Source organism: Chrysosporum bergii ANA360D, from assembly GCF_029891735.1.
Taxonomy (GTDB): Bacteria; Cyanobacteriota; Cyanobacteriia; order Cyanobacteriales; family Nostocaceae; genus Umezakia; species Umezakia bergii.
On the sequence record NZ_JANQDH010000072.1, the window covers coordinates 1 to 16,424 of the forward strand.

Here is a 16,424-nt window from a genome sequence, read left to right on the forward strand (position 1 = left end):
TTTATTAGCGGGAAACCCTTTAATCTTTATTATTTTACCACATTCTAATTCTTCTTCACTCCATTGTAATAATTCAATACGTTTATATTTTTCTTTGCCAAAAGTATCATCAACTAAACGATTATCCTTTAAAGGACAATAATAAATTTTATCTAGACTATCAATATAAAGCATCAGATTGTGTACCGCATACCATGTATCCATCAAAACGGTATCAAATGGTAAAAGCTTATGATACACAAGGTTTTGCAGCATATCTTTAACATGGTCTATCTTGGTTTTACCGTCTGCATCAGGATTAAAAATGCGGTAATCTACTACCCAAAATCTTTCAAGTTTAGGATTCACATATACACAACTGACCACACCAATTCCTTTGAGTACACCATGTTCGTTACCACTATATTGTCTCCTGACTATTTCAATTTTTTCAGAATAATTTTAATAATTGTAAAATTGGCTTTTTACTGGAGTTTAGTCTCGGCGCGACGATTCCGCCGCACCGAGACTGATTGTGCCAGTTATGTTATTTACTATAGTACAATAATACTATATTATAGCGATCGCCTGTGCCAGTTGCGTAAGTCCTGAATACTTACAGTAATTTTGTTTAATACGTACATAAGTACTATAACAAGCTGACATAAATATGGCATAATAATATTAGAGGCTAGAACCCTTGCCACATAACAGTTAGAGGAATTTAGAGGGGGTCAAACCTTACAAGCCCTCTACAGCAAGGGTTTTAAACTTTAGTTATTGAGAATTGATGAGAATAGCCTACCCTCCAGAGTTATGGGTTAACCCAAATCTAACCCGATAGCCTTACTAGGGTTTATGTCAAATACATTAAAACCATTGATAAAACAAGCTTAAGCACCTATTCCGGAATCTGTGGGTCGGGGGTTCAAATCCCTCCGCGCTCGTTTTTTTGGATTGCCAAATTATTTGTCCGCATCTTAGTTATTGGTACATTTGGGTGGCTTTGAGCATATGGTAAGTAATAATTAACTGAGTCAGCGCTAAAGGGTAACTTTGCAGAGTTTCCCCGGTGGTTCCAGCAATTTTGCCTAGTTCTGGGTTAATGTCGCGATCGCACACATTCAGCAAGTAAGGCATATCCGCACATAATATATGCTCTAATTTACTCACCTGTTCCAAAGTCGCATGACCATCAACTTCTAGGACATCCACAGGTTTACTCATATCCCGGTCTAGTCCCAGACGGATGGCTGAATCAGAATTAGCATCGGTTAAGTTGAGAATTGAAGTAAAATCAGGATGTGGTATTGTTGGTCGCAGTACTAAGCGGACATTTAAATGTCCATTACTCCCATCGGGATCATCACTTGCTGGGTAAAAGCTAACCACAATATCAGACCATTGTCGTTGGGGACGGATGAAATTTTCCGAGTCTAGCTCACGTTTTTCTAACTCTGCTAAAACTTGTTCTGGTGTGTAGCCGCGTTTTTGGGTGTCCCGTTTCACCTTCCATTGAGCGCGTAGTGATTCCGGCGGTGCTAAATAAACTTTTACGTCGTAGGCTTCACGAGCTATCCGGGTAGAATATCCAAGTAAACCTTCAATAATAACGAATTTATTGGGCTTTACGTACTGTGGCGGCTCGAATGTACCTGTTTTGTGGCTGTAAACCGGTTTGAGAATGGGTTGTCCAGTGCGTAGCAGCGACAAATGCTGCTGCATAATATCCAGGTGGTTACAGTCAGGATGAAGGGCTGTGATACCAATTTCTGCCCGTTGTTGACGGTCGTAACGGTGATAATCATCCGTACAAATAAGGGTGACGTTGTCCGGTCCTAGTACCTGAGCAATTCCTTTAGTCAGCGTTGTTTTGCCTGCGGCGCTATCACCGACGATTCCCAAAATTATCGGACGACCCATCATTTCCCTCCGGATACGAGCAACAAGTACAGTAATAAGCTTCTGAGATTATGCCCATTTATTTTAGACGGAAATTGACCAACTTAGTCAAGTACAACCAGTTACGCAACATCTCTACACAATTAAACATATCCCGACTACAGCAAAAATTTTTCATCCCAGTAGTCAAAGAAGTATTACATATTAGCTGTATCTGACTAAATTTGGTATATATCAGAAAAGTAAAGCACTGTCAGGGATGAGAAGAGAGCAGGGGCTATGGTGAATATTTCCGAATTAGATAAAGAACTAGATAAAATTGATAAGTTTCGCCATCTTCAGTCAACTTTATGCCATCGCTGGCCAACTATTGATTTATTTGACAACAGCGAGGCGGATATTTTAATTATTCCCTCTCTGAGCATTGACCAGCACGAACTACATAAAGTAGAAGGTCATGAGCATTATGAAGAAAGATTGCTATTTTCTTTAATGCGGTTGCGGAATCCCCGCACTAGGTTAATTTATGTTACTTCTATGCCTCTGCATCCTAGTATTATTGATTATTATTTACAACTATTACCGGGAATCCCATTTTCCCATGCTCGTCATCGCTTGTTACTACTTTCTGCTTATGATGCTTCCCTGAAACCGCTAACTGCCAAAATTTTAGAACGTCCCCGGCTATTAAAGCGGATTCGCCAAGCATTAAGGCTGGAAAAATCATTTATGACCTGCTACAACTCCACATTTTTGGAGGCGGAATTATCTCTACAATTAAATGTGCCACTATATGCAGCCGCCCCACATTTACAAATCTGGGGGACAAAAAGTGGTAGTCGGCAAATTTTCGCAGAAAGCAAAGTAACCTTACCAGATGGTAGTCAAAAGGTGTGGAATCAGCAAGATTTAGCAGCAGCAGCTTGTGATTTATGGAAACGCCAACCAGGCTTACAAAGAATGGTAGTTAAACTAAATGAAGGAATTTCTGGCGAAGGTAATGCTTTACTAGATTTACGCCCCATTATGGATGTAGCACCAGGAAAAGTGTCTCACAGCCAAACATTAGCCGCAATTAGCGATCGCCTGACCACCATGCGCTTTCAATCCAGCAACGAGAACTGGGCTAATTTTTCGGTACGTATTTCCGAATTAGGGGCGATTGTAGAAGCATTTGTAGAGGGAGAAATAAAGCGATCGCCCAGTGTGCAAGGACGCATTACACCTTCTGGCGAAGTAGAAATTCTCTCAACCCATGACCAAATTCTCGGCGGACCAGACGGACAGATTTATCTTGGTTGTAGATTTCCTGCTGACTCCAGCTATCGGCTGAAATTGCAGGAATGGGGTTTACAGGTGGGTAAAAAACTCTCAGAAAAAGGCGCATTAGAAAGATTCGGCGTGGATTTTATCACAGTGGAGCAAGGGAATGGTGAGTGGGATATTCAAGCAATTGAAATTAACTTGCGTAAAGGTGGTACTACTCATCCTTTCATGACACTGAAATTATTAACCAACGGAAGCTACGACTTTTCCACCGGCTTGTTTTACAGTCAGCAAGGGCGACCAAAATACTATATAGCCACCGACAACCTGCAAAAATACGGTTATAGAGGACTATTACCCAACGATTTAATGGATATTATCGCCGATCACCGTTTGCACTTTGATAGCGGTACAGAAACAGGTACAGTTTTTCATCTCATGGGTTGTCTTTCCGAGTTTGGCAAGTTGGGATTAACCAGTATTGGCGACTCCCCACAACAAGCGGAAGACATTTACAACCAAGTCATCCAAGTTTTGGACGAGGAAAGCAAAAGCGAAAATCCAGTTTCAATTCTGGATTTTAGATTTTGGATTAATTAATTTTACATAAGTTGTTCCCTGTGGACTGTTCCCTAGTTCCTGCATAACTTTGGGTCAACTTGACTGTACCGGCTTGTCTATTAAACTGTCAACTTAGGACAGCTTCTTTTTACCTGCGGTCGGAGGTGATATGTTCGGGTAATTTGGCAATTCTATGTCATTTTTAGCCAACCACTCTTCAATGAGTTCGGCTGAAACATCAGACATATTCAGTCCTTTAAAAAAGCAAACTGCTTTAAACCTGTCTTTGACTTCAGGGGACAGGTAAACCCGAATGGACGCTTCTCCTTGTGCCACACTATACTCCAACTCATAAACTTATTCACTAGTTTATTGGTGTAATGGACTATCAGGCAAAATTATATATTAGTTGACTAATGCACCAGTGCATTGGTATAGTATCACCTATACCCTTGGAAAGAGAAATAAGTCTATCCCAAGCATGACACAGAACAAAGGTAACGGAAGCCAGAAAGTGTGAGCATGGGGTAAACCACCAAATTCAGCAAACAAGTTCAAAAATACCCTAATCAACTAGAGATTTAGGAAATCAGGATGCTAAAAAACTTCTGGTACGCTTGTGAATTTAGTTCAGCGGTCACTAACCAGCCCAAACAAATTGTGATGTTAAATCAGAGATTTGTTCTTTATCGCCATTCTCAAGGGCAAATTGTGGCATTAAAAGACCAGTGTTGTCATCGTGGGGCTGCATTGTCTATGGGCTGGCTAGAAGATGACTGTATCCGTTGTCCCTATCATGGCTGGAAATTTCAAGCGGATGGAAAATGTTTAGAAATTCCTGCTAATGATGTAACTACACCCATTCCTAAAAGAGCTAAGGTCAGCAGTTATCCAGTACAAGAGAGATATGGTTTTATTTGGCTATTTTATGGAGATTTACCAGATGAAGAACGTCCGCCCATTCCTCCGTTCCCGGAATATCAAGACCCCAAAATGCACGCTATTTATGTACAATACGAGATGCAAACCCACTACACCAGGGTGATAGAAAATGCTCTTGACCCGGCCCATCTTTATGCAGTTCATAGTAATTCCTTTGGGGCGGGATTTGCACAGGACCCCCATGTGGAGGATTATGTAATTAAACATGAAGATTGGGGCATAAGTACCAAAATAATCTACAGGAATTATACCAAGCCTAAAAATGGAATTTTTCAAGCCTTCTTTCGTCCCCAAAAAACCCAGTTAAATGCCACAATTGCTTTTTATTTACCAAACATAACTAAATTTGAAAGTGACTTTGGTCGGGGAAAAATCATCAATTATGCTATTCACATTCCCATTGATGACAATAGAACCGTTAGTAAACGGGTTCAACTGCGAAATTTCTTTACCTACTCCTGGGCTGACAGATTATTTATTAACTTTCATCATCGAGTTGGTTTAGAAGATAAACTAGTAACTGAGTCCCAAACTCCTTTGGTCATCCCTGATAATTTATCATCTGAAGTTCATGTGGCTGCTGATGCTTTAACTTTGGCTTATCGGCAAATGCGACAAAAATATAAAAATATTTAGATATGGGGTAGTTAATCTAAATTAGCGACTAAATTTGATTCTCAGTTATGGGAGACAAATATGTTAAAAAACTTTTGGTATGCTTGTGAATTTAGCTGGGCAATTACTAAGCAGCCCAAGCAAGTTTTAATGTTCAATCAAAGATTTGTGATGTATCGCAACTCTCAAGGACAAGTTGTGGCTTTAGATGATCAATGTCCCCATCGTGGCGCTGCTTTTTCTCTGGGTTGGATTGAAAAAGACTGTCTTCGCTGTCCTTATCATGGATGGAAGTTTCAAGCAGATGGACAATGTATTGAAATTCCTTCTAATGCACCGGGTACGCCCATACCAAAAAAAGCTCGCGTTAACCACTACCCAGTACAAGAAAAATATGGTTTTATTTGGCTATTTTATGGAGAATTGCCAGAAGCACAGCGCCCCCCATTGCCTATTTTTCCTGAATACATGGTTTATAGTATGCGTCCTGTGTATGACGATGGCATAGATCATGCTAACTATGCCCGTCTTATGGAAGCTAATCTAGATTTTACTCATGTGATAGCAGTCCATAAAAAATCTTTTGGTCAGAGAATCCCCATTGATAAAACTATTAAATATCAAGTTGATAAATATGATTGGGGTGCAGTTGCTCAGGTGAATTATGAATCTTTAAATAACTCCAAAAGTTTCTTAAATTTTTTGCTAGGTGGACGACCAGAACTGACAACAAAATTAACTTTATATCTGCCTAATGTTACCCTGGCGGAAATTAGTGTGGGTAGGGGAGGTAAATTTGATATCAAGTTTGGTATTTTAGTTGCCCATTTACCTATTGATGAAAATAAAACTCGTGTCAAGCGGGTTTTATATCGTAATATTTTACCTATACCTTGGTTAGATGGATTTTTTAGAAAGATTGATCATCAATTAGCCCAAGAAGATACTGTAGTTGTTTCCAGTTTAAGTTCTCAGTCAATGCCGAAAATATCAGAAGAAATTCATGTGGCGGCTGATGCTTTAGATATTACCTTTCGTCAGTTTTTGCAAAAACATCAAACTGGTTTTTCTCCTTCTATTCAAGAATCAAAATTAAGGGTTTGAAATCTTTTGGTAAATAAGTACATAAAATCAAATCTTTGGGAGATAACTATGAAGGAAATGCTGGAAAAATCAGGGAAACAACCAACCATGCGGGGAGTAATAGACAAGTTTTTCAGACAGATGTTTGATCATACTTGCCAAGTACTGGAGGTGTTAGATGGTAAAAAGTTTTCTGAACATTGCTGGAATCGTAATCATCAGGGACTGTGGACTGTTGGTGAAAGTAGCGAAGATGCCATATATATAGACCGTGTTTTGCACAATGGTAATGTTTGGGAAAAGGTGGGAGTTAATTATGTAGCCATAGAAGGTGAGCTACCTCCGGGAATGTCTTTTCACAAATCAGGTGCTTTGTCTACAGAGATGGCGGATAAAATCACTACTAACCAACCTAACCGCTATTTTGCTACAGGTTCTAGCTTTGTTATCCATCCCTATAACCCTATGGCTCCCACTGCTCATGTTAACTACCGCTATTTTGAGATTTGTCATGGTAATCAACCAGTTTATTGGTGGCTGGGGGGTGGTGCTGATTTAACACCAGCATATCTTTTTGAGGAAGATGCAGTTCATTTTCATCAGGTGCATAAACAAGTTTGTGATCAGTATGATTCTTCTTATTATCCCCGGTTTAAAAAGTTGTGTGATGAATATTTCCACATACCACATCGGGGAGAAAATCGGGGTATAGGGGGAATTTTTTTCGACAATTTAAATAATGATCATCCTGAGAAGTTACTGGGGTTTGTAACTGGTTGTGCTGATGCTTTTATTCCTGCTTATATGCCCATTGTGGAAAGGCGTAAAGATATGCACTTTACACCAGCCAATAAGTATTGGCAACATCTCATCCGTGGGCGCTATGTTGAGTTTATTTTGTCATGCGATCGCGGGATTCGTTTTGGTTTAGCTAGTGGTATGGTAAAGCAGGAAAGTGTATTTAATTGTATGCCCCCTGCTGCTAGATGGGAATATGATGATCAACCTGTTCCTGGTAGTGAAGAAGCAATGTTAAAGGAAGTCCTGAAAAATCCTCGTGATTGGCTATCGTCATGAAAGAACATCAATTATTTGGGACAGAGTTAGAAATAGATATTGCTTTGTGCTGTCTTGAAGCTTGCAACAAATATATTCTGGTTTGGATAATTTACCTTTGGGGTATTTAGTCAAGATGGATAAGGAACTATTTACCGGGGAGCTACGCATGGAACATATCATCAAACTTGATGAATCTAAAGCCCTGAATTTGTTTAAAAAAAGATTAGAAAAATACAAAAATCTGGTAGCTGAAAAAGGAGAAGCAGCGGCTTTTGAGCAGATGATGGACAAATATCCTGAACAACAAAAAGCGCTGATGGGTACTTTTATTGAAAACAACAGTTTGGCGGAAGGTTTTACCCAAGCTGCTCCTTTATTGGGATTAATGGGCTTTGTTATGGAGGTGGTAGATATTTCTCAAAATGACACAGACGCTGCTTTAGAAATTCAAAGGGTTTGTCCATTTTTAGCTATTGCTAAAGAATATGGTTTTGCTCATCCCTGTCGTGTTTTTTGTGAGATGGAACAGGAAGCTACTAGAAGAGCTTTTCCGGGTATTAAGGCGGCAATTTTGAGTAAACAAGCAGAGGGGGACTGTGTTTGTATATTTAAGTATGAAAGAAGTAAGAATAATTTAGCAGTACATAACACAGATAATGAAAGTAGTGTTTCTCGGTTTATATCTGCTGTTAGGTTGTGGATAGGGTTAATTCCTAGTTTGGTAAAAATTGGCTACAGAATGCTAAAAATGCGTTGGTTTAATTAATATGAACAGCATTATTACAGATTTAAAAAAGATTATTGGCGGAGAAGTTAGTAACCAAGAATCTGATTTAGCAGCAGTTTCTCAAGATTTTGGGAATATTATTCATAAATATCCCCAAGTGGTGATTCGTCCTCAAAATGCTGGTGATGTTGTCCAAGCAATTAAATATGCTGGTCAGCAGGGTTTAACAATTTCTTCCCGGTCTGGGGGACATTCTTTAAGTGGTCAATGTTTAAATGAAGGGGGAATTTTATTAGATATGAGGAGTCTCAATCAAATTCATGAATTTTGCCCTGATAAACTTTGGTTTTTAGCTGATCCTGGTGTGAGTTGGAATCAAGTAGTTGATACTGCTATACCTCATGGTGTAATTCCCCCGGTACTGACTAATAACTTTGAAGTTACTTTAGGGGGAACTCTCTCTGCTGCTGGTTTAGGTTTGAGTTCTTTTCGTTATGGTTCTCAGGCGGACAATTGTTTGGGTTTAGAAGTTGTTACAGGTACTGGGGATATTGTTTGGTGTACAGCAGATGAAAACAGCGAACTTTTCTATCATGTTCTTTGTGGTTATGGTCAGTTTGGCATTATTACTAAGGTGAAAAATACTTTGAGAACATATCGTCCTTATACTCGCAGTTATTTTCTTTGTTATGATAATTTAGATCATCTTTTGCATGATGCGTGTGGGTTGGTTTCCCAAGCCAGGATAGATGGGTTAGTATGTTTGTTTTCGCCTTGCTTACAAGGAATAAGTAGAAGTAATGATCAGATTAAACCATTAATTCAGTGGTTTTATAGAATGCAAATTACTCTAGAAGTTGATTCTGTTTATGAGATAAATGATGGAGAGTTGCTTGGTGATTTGAAGTTTTATCGTCATATTCATACAGAAGACTTGAGTTTTGAGCAGTTTATTCAGCCATTGGGGCAAGTTCCTTATTCTGTCAATACTGCTAATACTTGGATAGATGTACTTTTACCATGGTCGAAGGCGGAGGAATTTATTAATATTGCTCTCCAGCGCTTACCTTCTTTTGTGGACTTCCGCACTATACCTATAGGTTCTTTTTGTCTTAATTCTCGCCATCATAAAATGCCCATGTTTCCTTTACCTGATGATGAGTTAATTATGGGGTTGGGAATGTATCCTAGTATTCCTAAAGCTCAGGTGCAATCTGTGCTAAAGCAGTTAAATTTACTAACTGATTTGGGTTTGCAAATGGGTGGTAAAAGATATATGGCTACTTGGACAGATTTTGATCTGCCAAGATGGCGACAGCAATTTGGTAGTTACTGGCCAAGAGTCAATCACATTAAAAGAAAGTATGATCCTGTGGGGATTCTTAATCCTGGTTTCTTTCGGTGGGAGGAGAACACCCTGGTGGTTAGTGAGGAGTAGGAGAAAATTTGAAGATACATAGGAAATTAAATTAATGTGGCGCAATTCTGGGAACATAAAGAATAGTTCTTTATTTCCTGCTAATTTACGTTGGTTAGCTGCACTGGGTATTACCTCAGTGATGGCCATGGGTACAGGTGTAATATATGTGACTAATTCAACACCAGCCCCCACGCCAGTTAGTCAGCCGTTGATTACAAAAGTTAATGCTTTGGGAAGATTGCAGCCAGCTGGTGAAGTGATCAAAATTTCTGCTCCTAGTGATCCTAATGGTGGTGGTCGGGTGGCTGAGTTGTTGGTTAAGGAAGGTAAACAAGTCCGGGCGGGAGAAGTAATTGCTATTTTGGATAATCGCTATCGCTGGCGAGCTAATCTTAAGGAAGCACAGCAACAAGTCCGAGTAGCTAAGTCACGGTTGGCGCAGGTACAAGCGGGAGCAAAACAAGGTGAAATATTAGCTAAAAAAGCAACTGTTAAAAATCTCCAAGCACAGTTAGAAGGTGAAATCCAAACCCAGCAAGCTAAAATATCTCGCCTGAAAGCTGAATTACAAAATGCGGAGATAGAATTTCGCCGTTATGAAAATCTTTATAAACAAGGTGCGATCGCTGTTTCAGACCTGGATAACCGCAGATTAACTTTAAAAACTGCCCAACAAGAGTTAAATGCTGCTCAAGCTCGTTTATCCACAATTCAACGCACCCTCAGCGCCCAAATTCAAGAAGCCCAAGCCACTTTAGAGCAAACAGCACAAGTGCGTCCCACAGATGTGGCCATAGCCCAAGCAGAAGTAGATAGTGCTATGGCCACTGTAGAAAAAATGCAGGTGGAACTAAATTCAGCATACATTCGCGCACCACAAGCAGGTCAAATTCTCCGCATTCTCGCTCGTCCCGGTGAAACCATCGGTGAGGAGGGAATTGTGGAACTTGGTCAAACTGATCAAATGTACGCGATCGCTGAAATTTATGAAAGTGACATTGGCAAAGTTCGCCTTGGTCAAACTGCAACCATTACCAGTCCTAGTAATGCTTTTCCTGGTGAATTAATGGGAATAGTCGATACTATTGGCTTAAAAGTGGCAAAAAAAGATGTGTTAGACAGTGACCCCACAGTCGCCACAGATGCCAGAGTTATTGAAGCTAAAATTCGTTTAGATACCCTATCTAGTCAGCGAGTAGCTAATTTAACTAATCTTCAGGTAAATGTGGAAATAGCGAACAATCCATCTAACATCTAAAATCTAAAATCTAAAGTTACCACCCCATGTTTAAACGTAAAATACCTCTGGCTTGGCGGCAGTTAATACAGCAGAAAGGGCGGTTTATTGTGGCTCTTTTTGGAATTACTTTTGCTGATTTTTTGATGTTAATGCAGTTAGGTTTTCAGTCGGCTTTATATGATAGTAATACCAGATTTCATCAGCTTTTACAAGCAGATTTAGTGTTAATTAGTCGCCAGGGGCAAAACTTGGGGCTATTGGGTAGTTTTCCCCGTCGTCGTTTGTTTCAAGCTGCCAATTTATCAGCAGTTGACTCGGTTAATCCTTTATATGTCCGCTTGGGGGTTTGGAAAAATCCCCAAACTAAATTAGATGAGTCAATTTTAGTGATTGGCTTTAATCCAGAAAAACCAGCTTTTAATTTACCAGCAGTTAATCAAAGATTAGATCAAATTAAATACCCCCACACTGTGTTATTTGACCGCAACTCTAGCGGTAAATATCAACAAGCGATCGCTAAAATATCTGCTGGTAAACCTGTGACTACAGAATTACAAGGGCGTAAAGTTCAAATTCAAGGTTTGTATGAGGTTGGTGCTTCTTTTGTGGCTAATGGTAGTGTGATTACCAGTGACCAGAATTACTTGCGGATTTTTTCAGCACAGCAACCAGGACAAGTTAATTTAGGCTTAATTAACCTTAAACCGGGTAGTGATGCTGATGTAGTAGTTAAAGCATTGCGGTCTTATCTCGGTGATGATGTGCAAGTTTTCACCCGTGAACAATTTATTGAGTTTGAAAAGCAATATTGGCAAGAAAATGGAGCAATTGGTTTTATATTTTCCTTGGGTGTAGCCATTGGTTTTTTAGTAGGTGTAATTATTGTTTATCAAATTATTTACAGTGATGTTATGGATCACTTACCTGAATATGCCACTCTCAAGGCCATAGGTTATAGTAATAGCTACTTATTATTAGTTGTATTTCAAGAGGCATTAATATTAGCTATATGCGGTTTTATCCCTGGTGTTTCTATTTCTTTTTTTATGTATGCTTTCACCCGAAACGTCACAAAGTTACCATTATTGATGACCATTAACCGGATAATTCTAGTCTTGATCTTAACAATTATCATGTGTTTAATTTCCGGAGAGATCGCCATGAATAAATTAAACTCAGCAGACCCGGCCGATATTTTTTAAAAAATGTAAAAATCCAAAATCCAAAATTGATTAATCCAAAATAATATGCCTACTGCTGATCAAGATTCAGGAACGATCGCCACACCGTCTTTGAGATTTAACAATCCTGAAGTAATGACTTGATCTTCTGGCTTTAATCCTGCCAAAACTTGGTAATTATCGCCTTTGATATTACCTAACCTTACTCGTCTTTGCCTAGCTATAAATTCAGTTTCTCCCTGTGGTGATTTTTGGGTTTGGATGACATAAACAAAAGTTTCCCCAATTTGATGAGACACTGCTTTGGTGGGAATTAACAGGCCTGTACGTTGGTTCCAAATCACTCTAGCCCGTACCAATTGCCCAGGACGTAACTCAGCGGCAGAATTATTAAAAAGTGCTTTAACCAACATTTCTTCGCCTTCACTATCAGGATCAGGAGTAATCAAAGATATTTTACTAGTGCTGACAACTTCTCCTTGTGGATTTAAAACCTCCACAGACATTCCCTTACGTAATTGGGTAGTTTGCGACGGTGGAACGGAAATATTGACTTCTAAAGGTTGGTTCTGAGAAACAGTGACTAAAGGAGTGGAAGTATTGACTAAATCACCTACCTTTACTGAAATATCAGCAATTATACCACTAAAAGGCGCTTTAATTCGATAATTATCAGGCCCAAGCTGTTGGTTTTTGATATTTTCCTCAGCTTTTTGCAAGGCTTTTTCAGCCCGTGAGATGGTGGTTTGTTCTCCTTCAATCTGGGCATTAATTGCTGTCAAATAAGCGTGGGCTGTAGCCAGTCTGCTGGCAGATTGATCCCTAGTGCGGCGAGATACCGCTCCCTGGTCCGCGAGATTAGCATACCTTTTATACTCCTGTTGCTGCAATTGCAAATCAGCGACTTGAGATTGGCGTGCTGCATCCAGAGATTGGAGTTTGTCCCTGGCATTTTCCCGTTGTGACAAAGCAGCTTGATAAGTTTTGTTAACTTGATCAATTATTACTTGTCTAGAGTCTACTTCAATAATTGCTGTTCCTGCTGTGACCGCATCTCCGGGTTGGAGAAATATTTGGGTAACCTGTCCGGGAATTTTTGACTGCATCTGTACAGAACGTTGAGACTCCAGGCTGGCAACAAAGTCTGAACTTTCCTCAACTGTACCAACTTTCACTGGTGCTACCTTGACTCTTACCCCTGGATTATCAATATTAGTCAGTGCTGGTGGGTGTCTAGAAATAAACACACGCCAAACCATAGCCGTTCCACCACTTATAATTAGTATTATAGCTAAAGTTAACCGCAGCCATGGACGTTGTTTGTATGCAGTTGGTGAAAGATTTTCTGCCAAATCAGTTTGTGGCTCTGGGGATGTCATAGTAGAATTAACTAACTAACTAACTAACTAACTAACTAAAACTCAATCACAATTGGTTATTTTGTCATCAAAGTAAATAATCATGTGTTTAAATCTCAATATACTGTGAATTAATTAAGCTTAAATCTATCTCAGGGTGAATGAGAAAATTTTGTTAATAGGGAACCTGGTATTTTTAGCAAAGCTTTTTAAGGAGGATTTAGGGGGGATGGAAAAGGTTGACCATCCAGGTAAATGAAGCCAAAATTTTTAATAATTAAAAATTTTGTGTGGGATCTACTCTATTGTACCCCACACAAATCAAATTGACTGTAATTCCTGATGAAAAAACAACAAAAAAACACAAAACTGTATGATTAATTACGAATTACCAATTACTCACAGACTACTAATGGCCTTGGCAAAGAGTTGAGAAACAAAAGGTAAAATATCCCGGTTTTTAGCGTTGGCTTTACCTTCAGTAAATACTACTAAAATGTAAGGAGGTTGTTCTGGTAACTCAATATACGCTGCGTCATGACGAACTTGAGTTGTCCAACCGGCTTTTGACCAAGTTTGAGCTTCTTGAGTCAGTCCACCACCTAAAAAACCTGTGACTTGATCTTCTTCCACATCAGTGGGTAAATCATGGGGGTTGAGACTACGTTTGAGCAAATTCATCATTGCTTGCGATCGCTCGCTAGACACTGCCACCCCTCCCACAATACTATGAAGTAACCTAGCCACCGCATTAGTAGTTACCATATTGCGGTTCTCTAGCATTTCCCCATAAAATGCCCGTTCTCTGCCATAGGGTCCATCACCCCAGGTTTTTTGACAGATGTTAATAGTTTCCATTTCTTCCCAGCCTAGAGACTGGTAATAACGGTTAACAATATTACGCTGATATTTCCAAGTTTCAAAAGGACCCACGGGTAATTCAGGGCCGGAAGTAGTGCCACTGAGGATATCTACCATTAAGCTAGTAGCATCATTGCTAGAATCAACAATCATATCTCTCAACCCCTGTTCTAACTCTCCGGATGGTGGGGTCATGCCTTTTTCTAGCCATTCGTTCACGGCTACTAAATAAAACAGTTTGACTACACTAGCGGGATAAATTCGCTCAACGCCGCGATAAGTAAAACCACGTACTGAATGGTTCCAAAAAGCGTCAGGAGTTAAAGCACCGCCAGTATTTACAGGTACTGGAGGATCGTAAACAATCCAAGTTAGAGCCACTTGGTTACGAGCTAAAGTAGGAAATGTTGACCAAGTTGCCTCTAAAATACCATTACCAAGATTTTCGAGTTGTTCGTCTTTTCTAAAGAAAATCATTGCAGAATGACCATTTTACCAGAATCCCTAATCCCTAATTTGACATCTTCAGAATACCAGTGTTGCGCTGACCTGAATTTATATGATTCTCCCGAATGTACCCGCCTGACCACTCAAGCAGCTTCTGGGCGACACTTACGAGTAACATCAAATCATCAGATATCAGCAGTACAAGTATGTTTATGTGAGGATGACTATCCAGGGTGGGTGTGTTGTACCGACTTGGGTATATTACAACCTGCCACTGTACTTTATCAGGCTAAATCATTTTCTCAATCTGAGATTACAAAATTATTACCCAATGTTATCGCTTTTACCCAAAAAGCCATGGAACAGTCAAATTATTATTTATGGGGTGGTACAGTGGGGCCAAATTATGACTGTTCCGGGTTAATGCAGGCGGCTTTTGTTTCCGTCGGTGTTTGGTTACCTAGAGATGCTTATCAACAGGAGGCTTTTACACAGCCAGTTGATTTGACTAACTTACAACCGGGGGATTTAGTTTTTTTTGGTACTCCCGTTAAAGCTACCCATGTGGGGTTATATTTAGGTGATGGTTATTACATTCACAGTTCCGGGAAAGACCAGGGACGCAATGGAATTGGCATTGATATTCTCTCGGAACAGGGAGATCAAGTTAGTAAGTCATATTATCAGCAGCTGCGAGGTGCTGGTAAGGTAGTTAAGAGTTATAAGCCACAGATCAGCTGAGGAAGTTAAACAAAATGAGCAGTGGGTTAATTTCCCAACAATTAAATCAGGACAATGGGGCAATTTCAATCATTATCCCTGATGTTTCCGTGGTGGTTCCCGTGCGGGATGAAGTGGAAAGTCTACCACTTTTGCTGGAGTCCATTGCTTGTAGCGTGGCTGGAAGTAATTTGAGTTATGAAATCATTTGTGTGGATGATGGTTCTACAGATGGTTCAACTCAACTGCTGAAAGAACAAGCACAAATTCGTACTGACTTAAAAGCGGTACTATTACGCCGGAATTACGGACAAACCGCGGCCATGGCTGCTGGGTTTAAATATGCTACGGGCAAAGTCATTGTCACTTTGGATGCTGACCTGCAAAATGACCCGGCGGATATCCCTTTGTTATTGGCTAAGTTGGCAGAGGGTTATGATTTGGTAAGTGGTTGGCGACATCAAAGGCAAGATGCAGTATTTTCCCGGTTAATTCCTTCTAAAATTGCCAATTGGCTGATTGGTAGAGTGACAGAAGTTAAGTTACATGATTACGGCTGTTCCCTCAAGGCCTATCGGTCAGAACTTGTAGCAGATATGAACTTATACGGAGAACTCCACCGATTTTTACCAGCTTTGGCATACATTGAAGGTGCGCGAATTACTGAAATAACTGTGGGTCACCATCCCCGGCGTTTTGGTCGGAGTAAGTATGGCATTTGGCGGACTTTTCGGGTGTTGATGGATTTGTTAACTATTTACTTTATGAAAAGGTTTCTCACTCGTCCTATGCACGTTTTTGGGCTGCTGGGTTTAGGTTCAATAGTGACGGGAATGCTGCTAGGAACTTATTTAACTGTTCTCAAACTGGGTTTAGGTGAGTCAATTGGTAATCGCCCGTTGCTGATTTTGGCGGTTTTGCTACTAGTTACCGGAGTGCAACTGTTTTGCTTTGGTCTGTTAGCTGAATTATTAATGCGTACTTACCATGAATCTCAAGGTCGTCCCATTTATCGAGTACGAGAAATTGTGGCAAAAAATGTTAAGTAAAGTAACAATATGAG

General features: G+C 39.9%; 16 protein-coding genes and 1 pseudogene. 12 read left to right on the forward strand and 5 right to left on the reverse strand.

Annotation, left to right across the window (positions count from 1 at the left end; translation table 11 throughout):
• A pseudogene (locus NWP17_RS10570) lies at positions 1–438 on the reverse strand (IS701 family transposase); the annotation flags it as partial.
• Between the two features lie 18 nt (positions 439–456).
• On the opposite strand from NWP17_RS10570, the gene NWP17_RS10575 reads away from it, so the two are divergent.
• Positions 457–591, forward strand: coding sequence for a hypothetical protein (locus NWP17_RS10575; protein ID WP_280654872.1), 135 nt, complete (start codon positions 457–459; stop codon positions 589–591).
• A gap of 372 nt (positions 592–963) precedes the next feature.
• Here the strand turns inward: NWP17_RS10575 and NWP17_RS10580 are convergent, their stop codons facing one another.
• Positions 964–1,902 (reverse strand): phosphoribulokinase, encoded by a 939-nt coding sequence (locus tag NWP17_RS10580; protein WP_280654873.1) that lies wholly within the window; start codon positions 1,900–1,902, stop codon positions 964–966.
• A 50-nt stretch (positions 1,903–1,952) separates the two neighbouring features.
• Between NWP17_RS10580 and NWP17_RS10585 the strand changes: the two genes are divergently transcribed.
• Together NWP17_RS10585 and NWP17_RS10590 are read left to right on the forward strand one after the other, a co-directional pair.
• Positions 1,953–2,099, forward strand: a complete 147-nt coding sequence (locus tag NWP17_RS10585) for a hypothetical protein (protein ID WP_280654874.1) — start codon at positions 1,953–1,955, stop codon at positions 2,097–2,099.
• Positions 2,100–2,160: 61 nt separating this feature from the next.
• Positions 2,161–3,747: a peptide ligase PGM1-related protein gene (locus tag NWP17_RS10590; RefSeq protein WP_280654875.1), complete on the forward strand. Its 1,587-nt coding sequence runs from the start codon at positions 2,161–2,163 to the stop codon at positions 3,745–3,747.
• A 93-nt stretch (positions 3,748–3,840) separates the two neighbouring features.
• Here NWP17_RS10590 and NWP17_RS10595 read toward each other — a convergent pair whose 3' ends face one another.
• The gene (locus NWP17_RS10595) at positions 3,841–4,044 is read right to left on the reverse strand and encodes a plasmid partition protein ParG (RefSeq protein ID WP_280654876.1); all 204 of its coding nucleotides are present in this window, start codon (positions 4,042–4,044) and stop codon (positions 3,841–3,843) included.
• A gap of 258 nt (positions 4,045–4,302) precedes the next feature.
• On the opposite strand from NWP17_RS10595, the gene NWP17_RS10600 reads away from it, so the two are divergent.
• The 7 genes from NWP17_RS10600 (at position 4,303) to devC (ending at position 11,996) form a co-directional block, all read left to right on the forward strand.
• The gene (locus tag NWP17_RS10600) at positions 4,303–5,286 is read left to right on the forward strand and encodes an aromatic ring-hydroxylating dioxygenase subunit alpha (RefSeq protein WP_280654877.1); all 984 of its coding nucleotides are present in this window, start codon (positions 4,303–4,305) and stop codon (positions 5,284–5,286) included.
• Between the two features lie 60 nt (positions 5,287–5,346).
• On the forward strand, positions 5,347–6,369 hold the full coding sequence (locus tag NWP17_RS10605; RefSeq protein ID WP_280654878.1) for an aromatic ring-hydroxylating dioxygenase subunit alpha: 1,023 nt from the start codon (positions 5,347–5,349) through the stop codon (positions 6,367–6,369).
• A 48-nt stretch (positions 6,370–6,417) separates the two neighbouring features.
• Positions 6,418–7,425, forward strand: a complete 1,008-nt coding sequence (gene hemF, locus NWP17_RS10610) for an oxygen-dependent coproporphyrinogen oxidase (protein ID WP_280654879.1) — start codon at positions 6,418–6,420, stop codon at positions 7,423–7,425.
• Between the two features lie 61 nt (positions 7,426–7,486).
• Complete coding sequence (locus NWP17_RS10615; RefSeq protein ID WP_280654880.1) at positions 7,487–8,173, forward strand: helix-turn-helix domain-containing protein; 687 nt, start codon at positions 7,487–7,489, stop codon at positions 8,171–8,173.
• Position 8,174: 1 nt separating this feature from the next.
• Positions 8,175–9,572 (forward strand): FAD-binding oxidoreductase, encoded by a 1,398-nt coding sequence (locus NWP17_RS10620; protein WP_280654881.1) that lies wholly within the window; start codon positions 8,175–8,177, stop codon positions 9,570–9,572.
• 34 nt (positions 9,573–9,606) lie between these two features.
• A complete protein-coding gene (locus NWP17_RS10625; RefSeq protein WP_280654882.1) occupies positions 9,607–10,812 on the forward strand; it encodes an ABC exporter membrane fusion protein in 1,206 nt (401 codons plus the stop codon).
• 26 nt (positions 10,813–10,838) lie between these two features.
• Positions 10,839–11,996: an ABC transporter permease DevC gene (gene devC / locus NWP17_RS10630; protein ID WP_280654883.1), complete on the forward strand. Its 1,158-nt coding sequence runs from the start codon at positions 10,839–10,841 to the stop codon at positions 11,994–11,996.
• Between the two features lie 59 nt (positions 11,997–12,055).
• Here devC and NWP17_RS10635 read toward each other — a convergent pair whose 3' ends face one another.
• Positions 12,056–13,354, reverse strand: coding sequence for an efflux RND transporter periplasmic adaptor subunit (locus tag NWP17_RS10635; RefSeq protein WP_280654884.1), 1,299 nt, complete (start codon positions 13,352–13,354; stop codon positions 12,056–12,058).
• A gap of 378 nt (positions 13,355–13,732) precedes the next feature.
• Positions 13,733–14,671 (reverse strand): serine hydrolase, encoded by a 939-nt coding sequence (locus NWP17_RS10640; protein WP_280654885.1) that lies wholly within the window; start codon positions 14,669–14,671, stop codon positions 13,733–13,735.
• A gap of 6 nt (positions 14,672–14,677) precedes the next feature.
• On the opposite strand from NWP17_RS10640, the gene NWP17_RS10645 reads away from it, so the two are divergent.
• Positions 14,678–15,382 carry a C40 family peptidase gene (locus NWP17_RS10645; protein ID WP_280654886.1) on the forward strand — a complete coding sequence of 235 codons (705 nt, stop codon included), beginning with the start codon at positions 14,678–14,680 and terminating at the stop codon, positions 15,380–15,382.
• Positions 15,383–15,396: 14 nt separating this feature from the next.
• Entirely contained in the window at positions 15,397–16,410 is a 1,014-nt protein-coding gene (locus tag NWP17_RS10650) for a glycosyltransferase family 2 protein (protein ID WP_280654887.1), read from the forward strand.
• Positions 16,411–16,424 lie beyond the last annotated feature (14 nt).